We start from the raw sequence: 18205 nt of genomic DNA, 5'->3' as shown, positions 1-18205 counted from the left end.
GACAATTTTATAATAAAACAGCGTCAGAGCATTTATGTGTAAAAAGCATGAATGCTCTTTTTTGTGCATTTATGGATAAAGAACAGGAAAGCAGCTTTTGGACAAGTTGTCCAGAAGTTCAAATAAAAATGAAGGAGGACACCTGATGTATAGCAAAAATGGTATTCCGTGGGTAAGACCACCCACACATGACAGAAAGCACAAAAAAGCAAGGGGAGAGGAATTGGGATAAGCATGAATGTATTTGCAGTAGTGAAAGAAAATGTCACTGCAAGGCAGGTGGCTATGCAGTATGGCATCAAAATCAACCGGAGTGGGCTGGCTTGTTGTCCGTTTCATAAAGACAAGACTCCCAGCATGAAGATTGATAAGAGATACTATTGTTTCGGCTGTGGAGATACCGGAGATGCGATAGATTTTGTGGCAAAATATTTCGGGCTTGCACCAAAGGAAGCTGCAATGAAGATTGCATCTGACTTTGGACTGAATTATGACGCAACCAACCGGGCACCACCGAAAAAGATGGCACCAAAGAAAACACCGGAGCAGATACTGGATGAAGAGCAGAAGCAGTGTTTTTGTGTTCTGTCAGACTATTATCATCTGTTAAGGAAATGGAAAACAGAATATGCACTGAAGAGCATGGATGAGGAATGGCATCCCTGCTTTGTAGAAGCTCTGCAGAATATCAGTAAAGTGGAATATCAGCTTGATACTCTCCTTGAAAAGGATATCCCTGACAGAGCTTCTGTTGTTTCTGACATTGGAAAGGGGGTGAAGTCGATTGCAGGAAGAATTGAAGAGTATCGGAGAAGTCAGGGCGATGCTGGAGAGCACAGAAAAGGGAGAAGTCAGGAAAACAGTCGGTAACTATCGTCTGATTTTGATGAATGACCCTAATCTGCAGGGTGCATTCCGTCTGAACATGTTTACGGATAAAATCGACATTACAAGGGATTTGGGATGGTATCGTGAAAGCGACAGCCTGACGGATGTTGATTTGAAATTCCTTGTTGTCTACCTTGAAAAGCATTATGGATTATCCAACGAAAAGCGGATTGAGGATGTGATAAAGGTCGTGGCAAATGAAAACAGATACCATCCGGTTCTTGACCGCATCAATTCCATAACATGGGATGGCAGGGAGAGGATACGCTATGCACTGCATCATTTCTTAGGGGCAGAGGTCAGTGAGTACACCTATGAGGTAATGAAGCTTTTTATGATAGGGACGATAGCAAGAATTTCATGCCCGGGCATCAAGTTTGAAGTAATGCTCTGCCTGGTAGGTGGTCAGGGAGCCGGTAAATCCACTTTTCTGCGTTTCCTTGCCATGGAAGATGACTGGTTTACGGATGACTTGAAGAAAATGGATGATGATAATGTATACCGAAAAATACAGGGGCATCTGATTATAGAGTTCCCTGAAATGGTGGCAATTCTCAATGCCAAGAATGTGGAAGATACCAAGTCCTTTATGAGCAGACAGAAAGACACTTACAAGACCCCATACGACAGGCATCCCAAAGACCACAAGAGGCAGTGCGTGTTTGCCGGTTCATCAAATTCGCTGGATTTCCTGCCTATGGACAGGTCGGGAAACCGAAGATTTCTGCCTATTCTTTGCAATATGGAAGAGGCGGAAACTCATATACTCGATGATGAAAAGACATCAAGGGAATATATCGACCAGATGTGGGCAGAGGCTATGGAAATCTACAGGAGTGGCAAATGCCAGCTGAGGCTTCCGAAAGAGATGGAAAAAGAGCTTTGTGAGTATCAGAAGCAGTTTATGCAGGAAGATACCAAGAAAGAGCTGATTCTTGACTATTTGGAGCATTACGAGGGAAGCATGGTATGTTCAAGGCAGTTATATTCTGAGGCATTGGGAAATGACGGAAATCCGGCACAATGGGAAATTCGTGAGATTAATGACATTATGAATAACTGCAGTGATTGGATTGCCTTTAGTAATCCAAGACATTTTCCTGAACCATACCGCAGGCAGAAAGGATGGGAGAAGCCTGACAACAGAGGTCAGGATTTTCAACCGATAACCAAGGAGCAGATGGAGCAGTTATCATTGCCACCGGAGTGGATGGAGAGATAAATGCCTGATAGGTTGTCGGCTGGTTGTCTATCCCGTTGCCAACCCCGTTGTCGGTTCTATGTTCTATAAAACCTTATATTTACTATGTTTTTAAGGGATATATATAGTTCTGACAACGAAAGCAACGGAATATTTGAGAAAAAGTAAATTTAGGAAAAGTAACTATAAATAAAAGGAATTGAGAGTTTTTAGAGGTCGGTTGTCAGCTTCCGGTTGTCAGCTGAAAGAGGCTCTTCCTTACCAGGCAGACATAAAGGAGAACACAAATGGAGAATAGAAAATCACACACACCGGTAGCACTCAGAAAGCAGATAGGTGGCACAATGTATGTTGTGAGAGTGCATTTCAATGAGGATGCCGAAGAAAGCATGAAGGACAAGATAAAGAGGCTGATTGAGAATGATGTTAGGGCAAATCAGCATACGGCATAGGTAGAAAAGCATATGGAAAACTTGCATATATTGTGGTATAATTAGTATGTTCAATAAGAGCGAAAAATAAGAATATTCTTAACAGATGAATTTATGGAAGGGGGAATTTATCATGAGGAAGAATGTAAAAATCATTGTTGGTGTCGTTGTGCTTATTCTTGTACTCGTTGTTGGTTCTTTTGTAGGACTCATAATTAACCGTACCAACGACCATAAATTTGGGAGATATGTATCAACGGAAGGTCCTTGGGGAATGACTGCCACCTGGGTATCGGAGGACAGTGCCAGTTATCTTGTCTGCAAGAAGGAAAACGATGAACCGTTTGCCAATGTTACAGCCTATTTTCAGGGTGTGGACGGTTGGCAGGCCTATGAGTTGAATAGCATCGATAGAATTGTTTATCTGGACATTGTAAAAGATGGCGTTGTTGTTGACGGCACCAGCGGCTATATGAAATTTGATGGAACTACATTTACTATTACAGATCTGGACAAAGATACCTTTGGTGCAGATGAATTTCATTATGTCATTACCGATAAGGAGTTCAGTCCCGAATAAAGTGTCAAACCTATTCCAGTTTGGGCATGAGGTTGCCGAAAATCAAAAGTGAATAAAAATGACTTTATAGCCATTGTGGAGAAATCTACAGTGGCTTTTTTCATGCAATGAAATGTATGGGTACTAAAAAGTCTTTGACATTTTGTTTCAGGTAAGACAGCCAAGAGTATTCTGGTTTCCTGTGGTGCGAGACTTGCACCATTTGACATCAAGGAAGTCAGGGAGATAACAGCATATGATGAACTCGACTTAGGGGACATCGGTAGAAGAAAGACAGCATTGTTTGTCATTATTTCGGATACAGATGATTCCCTTAATTTTTTGGTATCAATCATGTACACACAGCTTTTCAATCTGCTCTGTACGATTGCAGACGATGAATACCATGGAAAGCTCCCGGTACATGTTAGGTGTATCTTAGACGAGTTCACAAACATCGGACAGATTCCGAAGTTTGACAAGCTGATTGCAACCATACGAAGCAGAGAGATATCGGCTTCCATTATCCTACAGTCTAAGGCACAGTTAAAGTCAATTTATAAGGATAACGCAGAGACGATCGAGGGTAACTGCGATACATTTCTGTTTTTAGGTGGCAAGGAAAAGTCAACATTAAAAGATCTGTCGGAAGTGCTGGGTAAGGAAACTATTGACACATACAACACATCTGATACCAGAGGAACATCTCAGTCCTATGGTCTGAACTATCAGAAACTTGGACGAGAGCTTATGAGCCAAGACCGCCTGGCTCTTATGGATGGCGGCAAATGTATATTGCAGGTGCGTGGAGTAAGACCGTTCTTTTCAGATAAGGTTGATATAACCGCACACGAGATGTACAAAGAGCTTTCGGATTTTGACAAGAAAAATCAATTTGATATTGAGAAATATGTTTCCGAATATGGCAGACCGAAGTTTTCCAAGAAGGATAAGTTCATAGAACTTGACCTTACCGGAGTGAAGTATCCGGATGATCTGGTGAACTTTGCCATAGAGGAAGCCGGGATGATGAAGAAAGCAGAGCAAAACGAAGCAGCGGCTTTACAGTAAAAAGAATAAATGAGGGGAGAATCCTTCATGTGTGTATTTGCCGCTGCTCCTGATCTATCACCACAATAGACCGCTCTTATTATATCACGGAGGGTCGAAAAATAAGAGATTAAAAGGAGATTATTTATTATGAATTTACTTATGAATTATGCCATGACTGCCATGTCAGGCTCTAACTTACTTTCAAGTGTTGCGTCATTTTTTGCTTCACACAAGCTGCTTGCAAACCTGCTTATCCTGCTTGACTATACATCGTTCCTTACAAGCGGTGTATCAGCACTCAAGGTCGTTATCATTGCAGTAGGCGGTGGTCTTGCAGTTCTTGGCGTTGTAAATCTGCTTGAAGGTTATGGTAATGATAACCCGGGTGCAAATGCTCATGTGCGATAAAGTAACACACAAGAATTTGATAGACAGCAGTCCACTATTCCGTTATTATCTTACGCACACACTTTGTAACTTTTTCGTTAAGCCTATTGACTCTGATACTTCGGAAGAGATATAATATAGTTGCTACTTAGCTAACCTAAATAGCGAAACTAAAGAGAGGCGACGATATGAATAACAAATATGTCCAGCAATTCAAAAAAGGCTCTCTGGAAATGATACTCTTATGCCTAATCGGACGCAAGGAAACTTATGGATATGAAATTATAACCGAATTGAACAATAGTGCGTCTGTTTTGGGATATGCGAAAGAGGGAACCATTTATCCCATTTTGTATCGTTTACAGGAAGCAGAACTAATCAAATGCCGGTTGGCTCCGGCTGCGGCAAATGGCGGCTCAAAAAAGTATTATTCTTTAACGGATAAAGGCAGGAATGTACTTGATGAACTAATCTTATTTTGGTCAAGCTATGAAAACTGCGTAAATGGCTTTATAGAAAGTTATCAACAAGCGAGGGTGTCCAAATGAAAGAACAATATATCAAACAGGTTGAAAAGGAACTATCTTTACCACGCAAAATGAAAAAAGAGGTTGTGCGTGACTTGAATGAAGTTTTTGCGTCTGCTATGGAGCATGGAGAAACAGAGCAGCAGATTATCCAGCGTTTGGGGACGCCAAAAGAATTTGCAGACAGCACCGCAGAACAGTTTGGTATTGATAACACCAAATCGAAAAAAAGGAACGGCATCATTTCTACTCTTGCTACGCTTGTTATCGCGGTTGCTGCCTTTTCGGCATATGCTGTTACGCAATCAGGAAAAGTACCAGAAGGAGCAATCGGACAAGCCGACGCGACAACAAATATACAGATTGAGGGCGCGTTTGCCTTTGATATTTCGCAAATCCTTTTGGCTATTGGGTTTGCAGCAACAGCTATTGCTATTTTGTTAATTATCCGAACCATACACAAAAACAGGAGGTAACCAATGAAGAAGTATATTTCTGTATTCACAATCATGGTTATGATTTTTTTGGCTGCGTGTTCTAATCAAAATACATCATCTACACCGACAAGCAATGAGAACAATACGCAATCTAATAGTGTTACAAAATTGGACGAGGGTGTTTGGCCTGCGAATGAGTACACAGAGGGGCTTCCTGTTGCGCCTGGTACGGTTGCATGGGCTACACTTGATACAGAACATGAGAATTGCAATATCAACCTTACCGGCATTAGCGAAAACGACTATAACGAGTATATGGAGCTTTTGAACCAAGACGGCTTTTCCGTAATTGAAAATGTATCAGAGGAAATCGAGGGAGAAAACTATGTTTCTATCGGGACGCTTTTATCAAACGACGAAAAGTGGTTAAGTATCAGCTACATACCCAATAGTCTAACTATCTACATTTCCTTTGACAATAACTGAAAGAGATAACGGAATAGCAAAGCCAGTCGAGCCAGTCAACGGTCAAGATGAACGGCGCATACGCGCCGCCGTTGACAGCCCCGCCCGCCTTTGCAGACAGGCAATCAAGGGGCGACAGCAAAAAGTGCTGCCGCCCCGCACTATTATCAGAGAGGGGGAATTTCCATGACCGAAGATGAAGCCTACAAAGTGTATATCCAGTACACCTTTAACGCCTTTTGCAAGGTTGTCATTCGTCACGCCGCCATAGATGAAATTTTGAAGCTGCGCCGGAGGTGGGAACGGGAAGTTTCCCTTGACTATTTGATGAATGAGAAGTTTGTCCAGCTTGCCGAGCCGGAACAGCTTGAAGAATATCTTTTTACTGCCTGCGGCCAGACCGCCGTTCTGTACCATGCGGAACTTGCCGACGCCCTTGCCCGTTTGCCGGAGCAGACACAGGAAGAAATTTTCCGCTATTACTTCATGCGCCAGCCGCAGCGCGTGATCGGCGTACATATCGGCCGGACACGCAGCACAGCGGGGCGGCATATCCAGCTTGCCTTGAAGCGACTCCGGCGGCTCATGGAGGGAAAACGCTATGAGTAAACTTCTCCCCTATGAAACAATCGTCAAAGCCCATGAGGGCGACCCAGACGCAATCGACACCGTTCTTTCCCACTACGCCGGATATATCCGCTATTTTTCCAAAGTACACGGTCAGGTCAACGCCGAGGTTGAGGAATATGTGAAGCAGAAGTTAATTGCCGCACTGTTCAAGTTTCGCTTTGACCGATAGTAAACAGGAAATTAAGGAGGCAAGAGGTTTTATGAAAAATCAGCTTTCAACAGTGACGGAAGTTGTAGTTAGAAGCATCTTTTACATCATCACAAACTATGTATTTGTTAGCATGGGACTGTCGTTTCATACTCATTGGATTGCAATTCTATTTTTACTTTCAATGGTATGGGCTACTATTGACTACGGCAAGTCTGTAAACAAAATAACCGGGAAAAAGGTTATTGCTGAAATACTATGTATATGCTGCATTGCGATAAGTATAGCGATTGCATATTTTGTGGGATATATTCAAGGAGCAATCGTTTCCTTTTGAAAACATAACGCAATAACTCTCCGTTTATCATACCAATATGAAATGAGTTTTCAAAACTGAATACCAGCCGCCACCGGCGCGGCCAGCGAAAGCAGTAAGTCTGAAAAAGATTTGCTGCTTTTTTTGTTGCCCGGCTCCGTTCCCGGCCATTTTGCCCTGTTCAGATTGTAGTAGTAAGTGAGGGGAGAAATTTTCCTGCCCCAGCGTTTGGCATTTTTGATTTTTGTCCGTAGTAAGAAGCAAAGAGAAAATAAGCCGTTTTGTTTGGCAAATTTCAAAACGTGGTGGTGTGGGGAGTGAAAGGAAAAATTCTCTGCCCCGCCGGTTGCCAAAATCCTGTTGCCCGGATTACAGAGGTAAAAGAAAATTTGAGAAAATCCCCGTCCAGCGGGTAGCTGGCGGTCTTTGAAATGTATCTTTAGCGGAAAGGGAAAAAGGCCGCCCCACAGCGGGCCAGAAGCCCTGTCCTGTCCGTTCTATGTACGGAAAAACCCGACAGGGGCAGTCTGCGGCAGTCTTAGAGCAAGTTTCTACCACGGTGCCAAAATCCGCAATTCTGCGGTTTTGCCCCTCGCGGGAAACTTGTTGGGGAGTGCCTTCCCCAAACCCTGCTATGGCGGCTTACGCCGCAAAAATATTTCCGACCGGCGAAAAGTTTTTTCTCACTTTCGCCCCGAAAATGGCTAACAGATAAGAGAATTTTTTGTGATAAGTGAAAGGAGGTTTACAGCCCATGCCGAAGCGATACAACACACCCCACCGCAGCCGCGTTGTGAAAACCCGGCTGTCCGAAGATGAATACGCCGACTTCACAGCGCGGCTTGCGCCCTATGGTATCAGCCAGTCCGAATTTCTCCGGCAGGCGATACGGCGCACCACTATACGCCCCGTTATCCATGTGTCAGCGGTCAATGATGAACTGCTCTCCGCTGTCGGGAAGTTGACCGCCGAGTACGGCAAGATCGGCGGCAACCTCAACCAGATAGCCCGGTATCTGAACGAGTACGGCGTACCTTACAATGCGCTGTCCGGCGAGGTACGCGCCGCCATAGCCGACCTTGCCGCCCTCAAGTATGAAGTCTTACAGAAAGTAGGTGACGCGGTTGGCAACACTCAAGCATATCAACTCTAAAAACGCCGACTACGGAGCCGCCGAACAATACCTGCTTTTTGAGCATGACGAGTTTACCATGAAGCCCGTTCTTGATGAAACCGGCAGGCTTATCCCCCGTGAGGACTACCGGCTGTCCACACTGAACTGCGGCGGCGAGGATTTTGCCGTTGCGTGTATGCGGGCAAATCTCCGCTACGGGAAGAACCAGCGGCGGGAAGATGTGAAAAGCCACCACTATATCATCAGCTTTGACCCACGGGACGGCCCGGACAATGGCTTGACCGTAGACCGGGCGCAGGCATTGGGCGAGAAGTTTTGCGCCGAGCATTTCCCCGGCCACCAAGCTCTTGTATGCACCCACCCGGACGGGCATAACCACAGCGGCAACATTCATGTGCATATCGTCATTAACAGCCTGCGGATTGAGGAAGTGCCGTTCCTGCCCTACATGGACAGGCCAGCCGACACGAAAGCCGGTTGCAAGCACCGCTGTACCGACGCTGCCATGCGCTACTTCAAATCCGAAGTCATGGAGATGTGCCACCGGGAGGGGCTTTACCAAATCGACCTCTTGAACGGCAGCAAGAACCGCGTCACAGACCGGGAGTATTGGGCGCAGAAAAAGGGACAGGCCGCGCTGGACAAGCAGAACGCCCCCATGATTGCGGAGGGTATCACACCCCGGCAGACCAAGTTTGAAACGAACAAGGAGAAGCTGCGGCAGACCATACGCGCCGCGCTGTCTGCGGCGACCTCATTCGAGGACTTTTCCTCTCTGCTGCTGCGGGAGGGTGTGACCGTCAAGGAGAGCCGGGGGCGGCTTTCCTACCTTACGCCGGACAGGACAAAGCCCATTACTGCCCGCAAGCTGGGCGACGACTTTGACCGCGCCGCTGTCCTTGCCGTTTTGGAGCAGAACGCCGCCAGAGCCACAGAAAAGGCCGCGGCCATACCCGAATGCCCCCGGCGTGGGAAAGCTGGCATACAGCCCACAAAAGCCCCTCAAACCGCCCCGAAACAGGACGGTGTGCAGCGGCTTGTGGACATTGAGCAGAAGAAAGCCGAGGGCAAAGGCCGGGGCTATGAACGCTGGGCGACCATGCACAACCTCAAACAAATGGCCGCGACGCTGAATGTGTATCAGGAATACGGCTTCACTTCCCCGGAGCAGTTAGAAGCCGCCGTTGATACCGCCTATCAGGAAATGCGCCAGACCAGCGGCGAACTGAAAGCACTGGAAACGAAGCTACAAGGGAAAAAGGAGTTGCAGCAACAGGTACTGGCCTACGCCAAGACCAAGCCCGCCCGCGACGGGCTGAAAGCGCAGAAATCCGAGAAAGCCCGCACCGCCTATCAGCAGGCGCATGAAAGCGACTTTATCATAGCCGACGCAGCCGCCCGGTATTTCAAGGCGCATGGAATTACCAAACTGCCCGCCCGGAAATCGTTGCAGGACGAGATCGAGCAGCTTGTTTCCAAGAAATCCGGCCTGTATAACACCTATCACGAACAGAAGCAGCGGTTCAAGGAGTTGCAGACCGTCAAGCGGAACATCGACCAGATTTTACGCCGGGAGGAACCCCACCGCAGAAAGGAGCAGAGCCATGAGCGATAAGTTACCGAGAATGGACTACCGCCAGCACCGGCGAGCGCGGCGGCTGGTACATGAGTGCTGTAACTACGACGAGGGGAACTGCCTGCTGTTAGACGATGGGGAGCCTTGCGTGTGCGTCCAGAGCATTTCCCTTTCCCTCATGTGCCGCTGGTTCCGTGTGGCTGTCCTGCCCCTTGACGGGGAACTGGCCGAAGCCCTCATGTACCGGGGGAGCCGGAAACGGTGTGCCGTCTGCGGGGCGGCCTTTGTCCCCAAATCCAACCGGGGAAAATACTGCCCCGACTGCGCCGGACGCATGAAGAAAATCAAAGCCGCCCAGAGAAAGCGGAAACAAAGGCAGAAATGTCACGCTTTAGAGCCTTTCAAACCCGCATAAATCAAGGCTTTTTTCGTGGGTGTCAAAGGGTGCGCGATACATTTATCCTTTTCCCCCGGAAACGGCGTTCTAAATGCGTACCAAACGCCCCAAATCCACCCAAAGGAGGAACCATGTCAGACAACCGAAAATACTACTACCTCAAGCTGAAAGAGAATTACTTTGACGAGGACGCTATCGTGCTGCTGGAAAGTATGCAGGACGGTATCCTCTATTCCAACATTCTCTTGAAACTGTACCTGAAATCGCTGAAAAACGGCGGGAAGTTGCAGCTTGATGAAAATATCCCCTACACCGCGCAGATGATTGCCACCATTACCCGCCAGCAAGTCGGCACCGTAGAGCGAGCCTTGCAGATTTTTATGAAGCTGGGGCTTGTGGAGCCGTTACAGAACGGCGCGCTGTATATGAGCAACATTGAACTGCTGATCGGCCAATCCTCTACCGAGGGGGAGCGAAAACGGCGGGCAAGGCTGGCTTTGCAGGAGCAAAAAGCCTTGCCAAAGGCCGGGGCGGACAAATGTCCACCATATCAAGCGGACATTTGTCCACCAGAGATAGAGATAGAGATAGAGAAAGAGATAGAGATAGAAAAAGAGAGAGAGCGAGAGTTAGATACGGGACAACCTACCCGCGCTGCCTATGGCCGGTATGAAAATGTCTTTCTTTCGCAATCAGAACTGGACGGGCTGAAAGCAGACCTGCCCGACAAATGGAACTACTACATTGACCGGCTATCCTGCCATATCGCGTCCAGTGGCAAGCGATACCGCAGCCATGCCGCCACAATCTACAAATGGGCGCAGGAGGACGCAGCCAAGAAAGCCCCGAAAAAGGGCATACCAGACTACTCATGCAAGGAGGGCGAGAGTTTATGAAGAACGAAATCAACGCTGTTTTGGAGAATATGACGGCCACCACCCCGGAGCCGGAGGACTACACCGGCGAGGACGGTTTACTGTACTGCGGCAAGTGCCGCAAGCCGAAAGAAGCCTATTTTGCGCCGGATAAGGCCGCTATCTTTGGCCGTGACCGCCACCCGGCAGAGTGCGACTGCCAGAGAGCCGCCCGCGAGGAACGGGAGGCCGCCGAGAAACGGCGCAGGCACCTTGACACCGTGGAAGAATTGAAACGCCGGGGCTTTACCGACCCCACCATGCGGGACTGGACTTTTGAGAACGACAACGGCAGGAACCCGCAGGCCGGGATTGCCCGCCGGTATGTGGAACACTGGGAGGATATGCGAACCGACAATATCGGCTGCCTGTTCTGGGGCGGCGTGGGAACCGGGAAAAGCTACCTTGCGGGCTGTATCGCAAACGCCCTCATGGAGAAAGAAATCTCCGTCCACATGACGAACTTTGCCCTTATCCTCAACGACCTTGCCGCCAGCTTTGAGAACCGCAACGAGTACATTTCCCGCCTTTGCCGCTATCCGCTGCTTATCCTTGACGACTTCGGCATGGAACGCGGCACCGAATACGGGCTGGAACAGGTTTTCAATGTGATTGACAGCCGTTACCGCAGCGGCAAGCCGCTGATCGTCACGACCAACCTCACGCTGGACGACCTGCACAACCCGGAGGACACCGCCCATTCCCGGATTTATGACCGCCTGCTTTCCATGTGCGTCCCGGTACGATTTACCGGCGACAATTTCCGGCAGGAAGCCGCACAGCGGAAAATGGAGAGCATGAAGAAACTGATTACCGACTGAAAGGAGTATTGCCTATGACAGATAACAAGCAGCACGACACCCGCACCGCCCGCCGCCCCGACTGCGTGACGGAAATCCGCATGGGCAATTCCGTCCTTGTCGTGTCCGGCTATTTCAAGAAAGACACTACCACCACCGCCGCCGACAAAATGGCGCGGGTACTGGAAGCGGAAGCCGCTGCTACACAGGAGCCGACTTATCCGGCGTGAGCCGGGGCATAGGGAAAGCGGCCACGCCGGGGAGTGTGGCCGCTGGAATATCAGTGACAATTTTATTTTTTTCGGAGTTTTAAGACAATGCCTTTATTGGCAGCTATATCCTGTAACTGCTTTGCGATAATAGAAGCCTGCTCTTTTTTACTCAAACCCTGAAACTCTTTATCGGATTTAACTGCTTGCAATATATTTTCAATCTCGCCAACCTCTAAGAGATTGACCGCAATACAGAATAGGCTTTTTCTGCGTCCGTCATTATAGCTTGCCAAGAGGAAATCTAATATTTTTCGCTTTTCTTCCTGTTCAGCATTATAAGCAGGAATACCAATTTGCTGGGCTTTTCCCATGTCATTCATTTGATTTTGATGAGTTATAAAAGAATCAAAATCATCTATGTGAGCGTATTTGTCACAAGGGAAACTGCCGCATTGAAAGCAGTATTCGATTTTCTCATGTTCAATGCTACACCTTGCAATTTTACAGGATTGATTGTCAACGCCGCAGCCGGAACAATGCCCCGCTAAACTCATGGGACAGAGTTTGCAATTTAGACCACAAAGCGAAAGGTACTGATTATTACGGACAAATCCTTTCATTGCCACACCCCCTTGTATTGACTAATCTCATTTTACCATAAGGACAAGAGTTTTTCTACTACGGAGCCACAATAACCTGCTACACAAAAACCAGCAATTTGACAAATCATAAAGAAGCGGATTTTACACTTTTGCCGCTATACAGACCGCCACCCCATGTGGTATGATAAACATACGGAATAGTGGGGCTGGCTGTCGGAAACGGAGGATTTTATGTTAAGACAAGCCACCCAAAACCTCATTACCGCCCTTTATCCGAGATTGTCCCATGAGGACGAGTTGCAAGGCGAGAGCAATTCCATATCGAACCAGAAAAGGATTTTGGAAACCTACGCCAAGCAGAACGGCTTTACCAATCTGCGCTGGTACACCGACGACGGCTTCTCCGGCGCGAACTTTCAAAGACCCGGTTTTCAAGCCATGCTTGCAGACATTGAAGCCGGGAAAGTCGGAACCGTCATAGTCAAGGACATGAGCCGGTTAGGGCGAAACTACTTGCAGGTGGGATTTTACACGGAAATGCTGTTTCCTCAAAAGGGAGTGCGGTTTATCGCTGTCAACGACAATGTGGACAGTGCAAACGGCGGCATGGACAACGATTTTACCCCTCTGCGAAATCTGTTCAATGAATGGCTGGTGAGAGATACGAGCAAGAAAATCAAGGCAGTAAAACGAGCAAAAGGCATGAGCGGCAAGCCCGTTACCAGCAAGCCGGTCTATGGCTACCTCATGGACGAGGACGAGAACTATATCGTTGACGAGGAAACCGCGCCGGTTGTCCAGCAGATATACCAGCTTTGCCTTGCCGGGAATGGCCCGACCAAGATTGCCCGTATGCTTACGGAGCAGCAAATCCCCACGCCGGGGACGCTGGAATACCGCAGGACGGGCAGCACCCGCCGCTACCACCCCGGCTATGAGTGCAAATGGGCGACAAACACCGTCGTTCATATCCTCGAAAACCGGGAGTACACCGGCTGTCTGGTAAACTTCAAGACGGAAAAGCCCTCTTACAAGGTCAAACACAGTGTAGAGAACCCCGTGGAGAAGCAGGCCATTTTCCCCGACCACCATGAGCCGATTATCGACACGGAAACATGGGAGCGCGTGCAGGAGTTACGCAAGCAGCGCAAACGCCCGAACCGCTATGATGAAGTGGGGCTGTTCTCCGGTATGCTGTTCTGCGCCGACTGCGGCCATGTGATGTATCAGCAGCGGTATCAGAACAAGAACCGCAAGCAGGACTGTTACATCTGCGGCAGCTACAAGAAGCGCACCCGCGACTGTACGGCACACTTTATCCGCACCGACCTGTTGACCGCCGGTGTCCTCTCCAATCTCCGGCAAGTGACGGAATACGCCGCCAAGCATGAGAGCCGCTTTGTGAAGCTGCTTATCCAGCAGAACGAGATCGGCGGCAAGAGAAAGACCGCCGCAGCCACCAAGCAGCTTGAACAGGCGCAGGAGCGCATTGCCGAAGTGAGCCGCATTATCAAGCGGCTGTATGAGGACAATGTGAACGGCAAAATCAGCGACGAGCGTTTCATGGAATTGTCGGCAGACTATGAGCAGGAGCAGCGGGAACTGAAAGACCGCGCCGCCGCTTTGCAGGCCGAACTGGACAAGTCGCAGGCCGCCACCGTCAACGCGGAAAAGTTTATGGGTATCGTCCGAAAGCACCTTGCCTTTGAGGAATTGACCCCCACCCTCTTGCGGGAAATGATTGAGAAAATCGTCGTGCATGAGTGCAGCTATGACGAGAACGGCACCCGCAGGCAGGACATTGAGATTTATTACAGCTTTGTCGGCAAGATTGACTTGCCCGAAGCCTAACGCCCGACCTATCCGACACAATGCGCAAGTGCCGGATAGGAACGGCAAAATTTTTTACACTTCTATTACTTCTTTATCGCACATCAGTAAAGTCACAGGGCATGAAGCAGTTTATGGCGGGTGCCGGTGTTATGCTGATTGGTGCGCTTCTTGTACCAAAACTTAAGGACCTTATCCCAGCAAAGGTATTCGTGTTAATGCTGTTGCACCTGGGATTACAGAAACTGATATGATGAAAGCTGTGCCAAAGGAAGTTATCGAACCTATGATTGAAAGAATTCCATTGCGTCGTCTTGGACAGCCAGAAGATATTGCCAATGCGTTTGTGTTTCTTGCTTCAGATGAGGCGAGTTACATTACAGGTGTTATATTAAGTGTAGATGGTATGGCAAGAAGTTAATTTAATGTTGTATGGTGATGTAATCACGGAAAACAAATGAAATTAAGACTATAATAAAGCTACAAAAAGAAAAAGATAAGGAGGACTGTAAAATGTCTGCTATTAATATCAATAAAAATAATTTTGAGAACGAAGTACTGAATTCCGATAAAACCGTTCTTTTAGATTTTTGGGCATCTTGGTGTGCGCCTTGCCGTATGGTAGTACCTATTGTAGAGGAGATTGCAGGTGAGCGTAGGGATATTAAAGTTGGAAAGATTAATGTAGATGAAGAGCCTGAACTGGCAAATAAGTTCAGTATTATGAGCATTCCGACTTTAGTGGTTATGAAGAATGGGAAGATTGTACAGCAGGTTTCAGGGGCGAGATCTAAGAATGCGATTTTAGAAATGCTTTAGAGAGGTGTGCTAATGGGATTTTTTAATTTCTTTAAACAGTCGAATATTAATCAAGGCATAGAAGAATATAAAAGGACTGCTGGTGCAGTTCTGCTGGATGTCCGTACTCCGCAGGAATATCAGGAAGGACATATACCAGAAAGTAAAAATGTGCCGTTGCAGCAACTAGACAATATTGTTTCTGTAGCGAAGAATAAGGATATCCCTCTGTTTGTATACTGTTATTCCGGTTCCCGGAGCCGTCAGGCAACTGGGATGTTGCAACGAATGGGATATTCTAAAGTAAATAATATCGGTGGCATTGCAGCTTACTCAGGAAAGGTGGAAAAATAAGATGAAGGTAATAATCGTAGGAGGTGTAGCAGGAGGAGCTACAGCCGCAGCAAGAATACGCAGACTGGATGAACATGCAGAAATTACTGTGTATGAAAGATCCGGATACATATCCTATGCGAATTGTGGGCTTCCATATTATATTGGAGACGTGATTACAGATCCGGAAGCACTTACACTACAGACACCAGAGAGTTTTTTTAAACGCTTCCGTATTAACATGAAAATTCATCATGAAGTTATCTCAATACATCCCGAATGTAAAACTGTTTCAGTGAAGAATTTAGAAAACGGTGAAATATTTGAAGAAAACTATGATAAGCTAATCCTATCTCCAGGTGCAAAGCCTACACAGCCGAGACTTCCCGGAGTAGGTATTGATAAACTTTTTACACTTCGTACTGTAGAAGACACTTTTCGGATAAAGGAATATATAAATAAGAATCATCCAAAATCGGCTGTATTGGCAGGTGGCGGTTTTATTGGTCTGGAACTGGCAGAAAATTTGAGGGAGCTTGGCATGGATGTTACGATTGTCCAGGGGCCTAAGCAGCTGATGAACCCTTTTGACCCGGATATGGCATCCATGATCCATAATGAAATGAGAAAGCATGGGATAAAACTGATACTGGGCTATACAGTAGAAGGATTTAAAGGAAATGACAACGGAGTGGAGGTTCTGTTGAAAGATAATCCATCCCTTCAGGCTGATATGGTAGTTCTGGCAATCGGAGTCACACCAGACACAGTATTAGCAAAAGAAGCCGGTCTGGAACTTGGCATCAAGGAAAGTATTGTAGTGAATGACAGAATGGAAACCTCTGTACCGGATATTTATGCTGCAGGTGATGCAGTTCAGGTAAAACATTATGTTACGGGTAATGATGCGCTGATTTCTTTGGCAGGACCGGCCAATAAACAGGGCAGAATCATCGCTGATAATATTTGTGGCGGTGATAGTCGTTACCTGGGCAGTCAGGGAAGCTCCGTTATAAAAGTGTTTGATATGATAGCAGCCACTACAGGTATCAATGAAACCAATGCCAAAAAGTCAGGATTAGAGGTAGATACAGTAATTCTTTCTCCTATGAGTCATGCCGGTTACTATCCTGGTGGAAAAGTGATGACCATGAAGGTGGTTTTTGAAAAAGAAAGCTATCGTTTGCTTGGCGCTCAGATTATTGGATATGAAGGAGTTGATAAACGTATTGATGTGCTGGCAACAGCAATTCATGCGGGGCTGAATGCAACCCAGTTGAAAGATCTGGATCTGGCATATGCACCACCTTATTCTTCTGCTAAGGATCCGGTAAACATGGCTGGATTTATGATAGACAATATTGCAAAAGGGACATTAAAGCAATGGCATTTGGAAGATATGGACAAGATTTCTAAAGATAAAGATGTGGAGTTGCTAGATGTGAGAACTGTAGGTGAATTCAGCAGGGGGCATATAGATGGATTCAAAAACATACCTGTAGATGAACTGAGAGAACGAATTAGTGAAATTGAGAAAGGAAAGCCTGTGTATCTGATATGCCAGAGTGGTCTGCGCAGTTATATTGCGAGCCGTATTCTGGAAGGAAACGGTTATGAAACGTATAATTTCTCTGGCGGATTCCGATTCTATGATGCAGTGGTCAATGACCGTGCGCTGATTGAAAGGGCATATGCATGTGGTATGGATTATTAAAAAATAATCACGATATTTTTATAATTTTCTTATAGCATAAAAAGATCCCCCATTTATTAGAATGACTTTCATAATTCTGATAAATGGAGGATTCTTCTTTATATGTTACAGAAAAACAGTTTTATGACCTTTGGAGTGTTTCCAGTCTTTTTGGATCAAGGATTGTGATTTTGCCCCGGGAGAGTTTGACGAGACCCTCGCCTTGAAAGTATCGAAGCATTCGAGTGATAACTTCCCTGTGGGAACCAAGATGGTTGGCGATAGTTTCGTGAGTGATTTTCAATTCATTTGTTTCTTCGATAGAGGTCTCTTCTAAAAGAAATGAAGCAACACGCTTATCCAAACTCTTCCACATGATTTGTTCAATCAGCCACATGACATCAGAAAAACGAGTAGCCATTAACTCATTGGTATAGTTTGCGACAGGAGCAGATTCATTCATGATGCCCTTATAGATTTCAGCAGGGATGATCCAAAGATCAGTATCTTTTTCTGCCTCAATGGTTACTTCAAATTGAATGGATCGTATGATACATGAGGCAGATAAAAGACATATATCCATATCGAACAGACGGTAGAGTGTAATCTCTCGTCCTTCATCTGATAATATATAAGTTCGAAGCTGCCCGGATTTAACCAGTAATAATCCGGTACAATCCATGTTCCCGTTGTGAATGATTGTTCCTTTTTTCACATGCTGTGTGATCAAATTGTCTGAAATTAGTTTTTTCTGTGCTGTATTTAAGTCATTCCATAGTGGAAAATAATTTTCGAAGCTCATAATAGTTATCTCCTTTATGAACATAGTATACTTGCTTTTTTAAGATGCGTCAATCGAATAATTGACATATG

Annotated in this window: 25 protein-coding genes and 2 pseudogenes; 24 read left to right on the top strand and 3 right to left on the bottom strand. The window is 46.5% G+C overall.

Going from position 1 to position 18205, the window contains the following annotated elements; genetic code table 11:
• Positions 1 to 234: 234 nt before the first annotated feature.
• The 12 genes and pseudogenes from WKT03_RS09725 (at position 235) to WKT03_RS09670 (ending at position 7063) form a co-directional block, all read left to right on the top strand.
• Positions 235 to 870, top strand: coding sequence for a CHC2 zinc finger domain-containing protein (locus tag WKT03_RS09725; RefSeq protein ID WP_008402222.1), 636 nt, complete (start codon positions 235 to 237; stop codon positions 868 to 870).
• The gene (locus tag WKT03_RS09720; RefSeq protein WP_023923443.1) at positions 824 to 2110 is read left to right on the top strand and encodes a virulence-associated E family protein; all 1287 of its coding nucleotides are present in this window, start codon (positions 824 to 826) and stop codon (positions 2108 to 2110) included. The genes WKT03_RS09725 and WKT03_RS09720 overlap by 47 nt, the downstream gene beginning before the upstream one ends.
• 266 nt (positions 2111 to 2376) lie before the next feature.
• Positions 2377 to 2541, top strand: coding sequence for a transposon-encoded TnpW family protein (locus tag WKT03_RS09715; RefSeq protein WP_004853612.1), 165 nt, complete (start codon positions 2377 to 2379; stop codon positions 2539 to 2541).
• A gap of 112 nt (positions 2542 to 2653) precedes the next feature.
• Positions 2654 to 3100 (top strand): hypothetical protein, encoded by a 447-nt coding sequence (locus WKT03_RS09710; RefSeq protein WP_226801020.1) that lies wholly within the window; start codon positions 2654 to 2656, stop codon positions 3098 to 3100.
• A 147-nt stretch (positions 3101 to 3247) separates the two neighbouring features.
• A pseudogene (locus WKT03_RS09705) lies at positions 3248 to 4150 on the top strand (VirD4-like conjugal transfer protein, CD1115 family); the annotation flags it as partial.
• Positions 4151 to 4279: 129 nt separating this feature from the next.
• Complete coding sequence (locus WKT03_RS12650; protein ID WP_008402226.1) at positions 4280 to 4540, top strand: Maff2 family mobile element protein; 261 nt, start codon at positions 4280 to 4282, stop codon at positions 4538 to 4540.
• 167 nt (positions 4541 to 4707) lie between these two features.
• The gene (locus WKT03_RS09695; protein ID WP_015534245.1) at positions 4708 to 5067 is read left to right on the top strand and encodes a PadR family transcriptional regulator; all 360 of its coding nucleotides are present in this window, start codon (positions 4708 to 4710) and stop codon (positions 5065 to 5067) included.
• Positions 5064 to 5522, top strand: coding sequence for a DUF1700 domain-containing protein (locus WKT03_RS09690; RefSeq protein ID WP_270358780.1), 459 nt, complete (start codon positions 5064 to 5066; stop codon positions 5520 to 5522). Before WKT03_RS09695 ends, WKT03_RS09690 begins: the two co-directional genes overlap by 4 nt.
• Positions 5523 to 5525: 3 nt before the next feature.
• Positions 5526 to 5969, top strand: coding sequence for a hypothetical protein (locus WKT03_RS09685; protein WP_117530250.1), 444 nt, complete (start codon positions 5526 to 5528; stop codon positions 5967 to 5969).
• A gap of 165 nt (positions 5970 to 6134) precedes the next feature.
• Complete coding sequence (locus tag WKT03_RS09680) at positions 6135 to 6557, top strand: RNA polymerase sigma factor (RefSeq protein ID WP_270358779.1); 423 nt, start codon at positions 6135 to 6137, stop codon at positions 6555 to 6557.
• Positions 6550 to 6747, top strand: coding sequence for a helix-turn-helix domain-containing protein (locus tag WKT03_RS09675; protein ID WP_270358778.1), 198 nt, complete (start codon positions 6550 to 6552; stop codon positions 6745 to 6747). The genes WKT03_RS09680 and WKT03_RS09675 overlap by 8 nt, the downstream gene beginning before the upstream one ends.
• Positions 6748 to 6778: 31 nt before the next feature.
• Positions 6779 to 7063: a hypothetical protein gene (locus tag WKT03_RS09670; protein WP_117530247.1), complete on the top strand. Its 285-nt coding sequence runs from the start codon at positions 6779 to 6781 to the stop codon at positions 7061 to 7063.
• 50 nt (positions 7064 to 7113) lie between these two features.
• Here WKT03_RS09670 and WKT03_RS09665 read toward each other — a convergent pair whose 3' ends face one another.
• The gene (locus tag WKT03_RS09665) at positions 7114 to 7395 is read right to left on the bottom strand and encodes a hypothetical protein (protein ID WP_270358777.1); all 282 of its coding nucleotides are present in this window, start codon (positions 7393 to 7395) and stop codon (positions 7114 to 7116) included.
• Positions 7396 to 7796: 401 nt separating this feature from the next.
• Here WKT03_RS09665 and WKT03_RS09660 point away from each other — a divergent pair, with 401 nt between their 5' ends.
• From WKT03_RS09660 to WKT03_RS09635, 6 genes are all read left to right on the top strand, one after another.
• Positions 7797 to 8195: a plasmid mobilization protein gene (locus tag WKT03_RS09660; protein WP_076776077.1), complete on the top strand. Its 399-nt coding sequence runs from the start codon at positions 7797 to 7799 to the stop codon at positions 8193 to 8195.
• The gene (locus WKT03_RS09655; RefSeq protein ID WP_340391712.1) at positions 8167 to 9792 is read left to right on the top strand and encodes a relaxase/mobilization nuclease domain-containing protein; all 1626 of its coding nucleotides are present in this window, start codon (positions 8167 to 8169) and stop codon (positions 9790 to 9792) included. The genes WKT03_RS09660 and WKT03_RS09655 overlap by 29 nt, the downstream gene beginning before the upstream one ends.
• Complete coding sequence (locus tag WKT03_RS09650; RefSeq protein WP_340391710.1) at positions 9782 to 10168, top strand: cysteine-rich VLP domain-containing protein; 387 nt, start codon at positions 9782 to 9784, stop codon at positions 10166 to 10168. The genes WKT03_RS09655 and WKT03_RS09650 overlap by 11 nt, the downstream gene beginning before the upstream one ends.
• A 113-nt stretch (positions 10169 to 10281) precedes the next feature.
• On the top strand, positions 10282 to 11046 hold the full coding sequence (locus tag WKT03_RS09645; RefSeq protein ID WP_340391708.1) for a phage replisome organizer N-terminal domain-containing protein: 765 nt from the start codon (positions 10282 to 10284) through the stop codon (positions 11044 to 11046).
• Entirely contained in the window at positions 11043 to 11885 is an 843-nt protein-coding gene (locus tag WKT03_RS09640) for an ATP-binding protein (RefSeq protein ID WP_340391705.1), read from the top strand. The genes WKT03_RS09645 and WKT03_RS09640 overlap by 4 nt, the downstream gene beginning before the upstream one ends.
• Positions 11886 to 11899: 14 nt before the next feature.
• The gene (locus WKT03_RS09635; RefSeq protein ID WP_089701073.1) at positions 11900 to 12094 is read left to right on the top strand and encodes a transposon-encoded TnpW family protein; all 195 of its coding nucleotides are present in this window, start codon (positions 11900 to 11902) and stop codon (positions 12092 to 12094) included.
• 62 nt (positions 12095 to 12156) lie between these two features.
• On the opposite strand, the gene WKT03_RS09630 is transcribed toward WKT03_RS09635, so the two are convergent.
• On the bottom strand, positions 12157 to 12696 hold the full coding sequence (locus WKT03_RS09630; RefSeq protein ID WP_182429168.1) for a DUF3795 domain-containing protein: 540 nt from the start codon (positions 12694 to 12696) through the stop codon (positions 12157 to 12159).
• 213 nt (positions 12697 to 12909) lie between these two features.
• Here WKT03_RS09630 and WKT03_RS09625 point away from each other — a divergent pair, with 213 nt between their 5' ends.
• The 6 genes and pseudogenes from WKT03_RS09625 to WKT03_RS09600 all read left to right on the top strand — a co-directional run bounded on the left by WKT03_RS09625 (position 12910) and on the right by WKT03_RS09600 (position 17353).
• Positions 12910 to 14529: a recombinase family protein gene (locus WKT03_RS09625; protein ID WP_340391702.1), complete on the top strand. Its 1620-nt coding sequence runs from the start codon at positions 12910 to 12912 to the stop codon at positions 14527 to 14529.
• A gap of 20 nt (positions 14530 to 14549) precedes the next feature.
• Positions 14550 to 14762, top strand: a complete 213-nt coding sequence (locus WKT03_RS09620) for a Maff2 family mobile element protein (RefSeq protein ID WP_445293051.1) — start codon at positions 14550 to 14552, stop codon at positions 14760 to 14762.
• A pseudogene (locus WKT03_RS09615) lies at positions 14711 to 14929 on the top strand (SDR family oxidoreductase); the annotation flags it as partial. The gene WKT03_RS09620 and the pseudogene WKT03_RS09615, both read left to right, overlap by 52 nt.
• Positions 14930 to 15021: 92 nt before the next feature.
• The gene (trxA, locus tag WKT03_RS09610; protein ID WP_008402246.1) at positions 15022 to 15327 is read left to right on the top strand and encodes a thioredoxin; all 306 of its coding nucleotides are present in this window, start codon (positions 15022 to 15024) and stop codon (positions 15325 to 15327) included.
• A 12-nt stretch (positions 15328 to 15339) separates the two neighbouring features.
• Positions 15340 to 15660, top strand: a complete 321-nt coding sequence (locus WKT03_RS09605) for a rhodanese-like domain-containing protein (protein ID WP_117808620.1) — start codon at positions 15340 to 15342, stop codon at positions 15658 to 15660.
• A gap of 1 nt (position 15661) precedes the next feature.
• On the top strand, positions 15662 to 17353 hold the full coding sequence (locus WKT03_RS09600) for an FAD-dependent oxidoreductase (RefSeq protein ID WP_008402248.1): 1692 nt from the start codon (positions 15662 to 15664) through the stop codon (positions 17351 to 17353).
• A gap of 121 nt (positions 17354 to 17474) precedes the next feature.
• On the opposite strand, the gene WKT03_RS09595 is transcribed toward WKT03_RS09600, so the two are convergent.
• Positions 17475 to 18134 (bottom strand): Crp/Fnr family transcriptional regulator, encoded by a 660-nt coding sequence (locus WKT03_RS09595; protein WP_226801021.1) that lies wholly within the window; start codon positions 18132 to 18134, stop codon positions 17475 to 17477.
• Positions 18135 to 18205: the final 71 nt, after the last annotated feature.

Origin of the sequence: Coprococcus sp. HCN-4056 (assembly GCF_037892645.1) — a bacterium.
Classification (GTDB): Bacteria; Bacillota; Clostridia; order Lachnospirales; family Lachnospiraceae; genus Coprococcus; species Coprococcus ammoniilyticus.
The sequence above is the reverse complement of the archived record's forward strand: the minus strand, read 5'-3'. Positions and strand labels throughout refer to the sequence as shown.

Coding starts and splice junctions, on each gene's coding strand:
- WKT03_RS09725 (WP_008402222.1), top strand. CDS start 235: ATGAATGTATTTGCAGTAGTGAAAGAAAATGTCACTGCAAGGCAGGTG.
- WKT03_RS09720 (WP_023923443.1), top strand. CDS start 824: ATGCTGGAGAGCACAGAAAAGGGAGAAGTCAGGAAAACAGTCGGTAAC.
- WKT03_RS09715 (WP_004853612.1), top strand. CDS start 2,377: ATGGAGAATAGAAAATCACACACACCGGTAGCACTCAGAAAGCAGATA.
- WKT03_RS09710 (WP_226801020.1), top strand. CDS start 2,654: ATGAGGAAGAATGTAAAAATCATTGTTGGTGTCGTTGTGCTTATTCTT.
- WKT03_RS12650 (WP_008402226.1), top strand. CDS start 4,280: ATGAATTTACTTATGAATTATGCCATGACTGCCATGTCAGGCTCTAAC.
- WKT03_RS09695 (WP_015534245.1), top strand. CDS start 4,708: ATGAATAACAAATATGTCCAGCAATTCAAAAAAGGCTCTCTGGAAATG.
- WKT03_RS09690 (WP_270358780.1), top strand. CDS start 5,064: ATGAAAGAACAATATATCAAACAGGTTGAAAAGGAACTATCTTTACCA.
- WKT03_RS09685 (WP_117530250.1), top strand. CDS start 5,526: ATGAAGAAGTATATTTCTGTATTCACAATCATGGTTATGATTTTTTTG.
- WKT03_RS09680 (WP_270358779.1), top strand. CDS start 6,135: ATGACCGAAGATGAAGCCTACAAAGTGTATATCCAGTACACCTTTAAC.
- WKT03_RS09675 (WP_270358778.1), top strand. CDS start 6,550: ATGAGTAAACTTCTCCCCTATGAAACAATCGTCAAAGCCCATGAGGGC.
- WKT03_RS09670 (WP_117530247.1), top strand. CDS start 6,779: ATGAAAAATCAGCTTTCAACAGTGACGGAAGTTGTAGTTAGAAGCATC.
- WKT03_RS09660 (WP_076776077.1), top strand. CDS start 7,797: ATGCCGAAGCGATACAACACACCCCACCGCAGCCGCGTTGTGAAAACC.
- WKT03_RS09650 (WP_340391710.1), top strand. CDS start 9,782: ATGAGCGATAAGTTACCGAGAATGGACTACCGCCAGCACCGGCGAGCG.
- WKT03_RS09645 (WP_340391708.1), top strand. CDS start 10,282: ATGTCAGACAACCGAAAATACTACTACCTCAAGCTGAAAGAGAATTAC.
- WKT03_RS09640 (WP_340391705.1), top strand. CDS start 11,043: ATGAAGAACGAAATCAACGCTGTTTTGGAGAATATGACGGCCACCACC.
- WKT03_RS09635 (WP_089701073.1), top strand. CDS start 11,900: ATGACAGATAACAAGCAGCACGACACCCGCACCGCCCGCCGCCCCGAC.
- WKT03_RS09630 (WP_182429168.1), bottom strand. CDS start 12,696: ATGAAAGGATTTGTCCGTAATAATCAGTACCTTTCGCTTTGTGGTCTA.
- WKT03_RS09625 (WP_340391702.1), top strand. CDS start 12,910: ATGTTAAGACAAGCCACCCAAAACCTCATTACCGCCCTTTATCCGAGA.
- WKT03_RS09620 (WP_445293051.1), top strand. CDS start 14,550: ATGCGCAAGTGCCGGATAGGAACGGCAAAATTTTTTACACTTCTATTA.
- trxA (WP_008402246.1), top strand. CDS start 15,022: ATGTCTGCTATTAATATCAATAAAAATAATTTTGAGAACGAAGTACTG.
- WKT03_RS09605 (WP_117808620.1), top strand. CDS start 15,340: ATGGGATTTTTTAATTTCTTTAAACAGTCGAATATTAATCAAGGCATA.
- WKT03_RS09600 (WP_008402248.1), top strand. CDS start 15,662: ATGAAGGTAATAATCGTAGGAGGTGTAGCAGGAGGAGCTACAGCCGCA.
- WKT03_RS09595 (WP_226801021.1), bottom strand. CDS start 18,134: ATGAGCTTCGAAAATTATTTTCCACTATGGAATGACTTAAATACAGCA.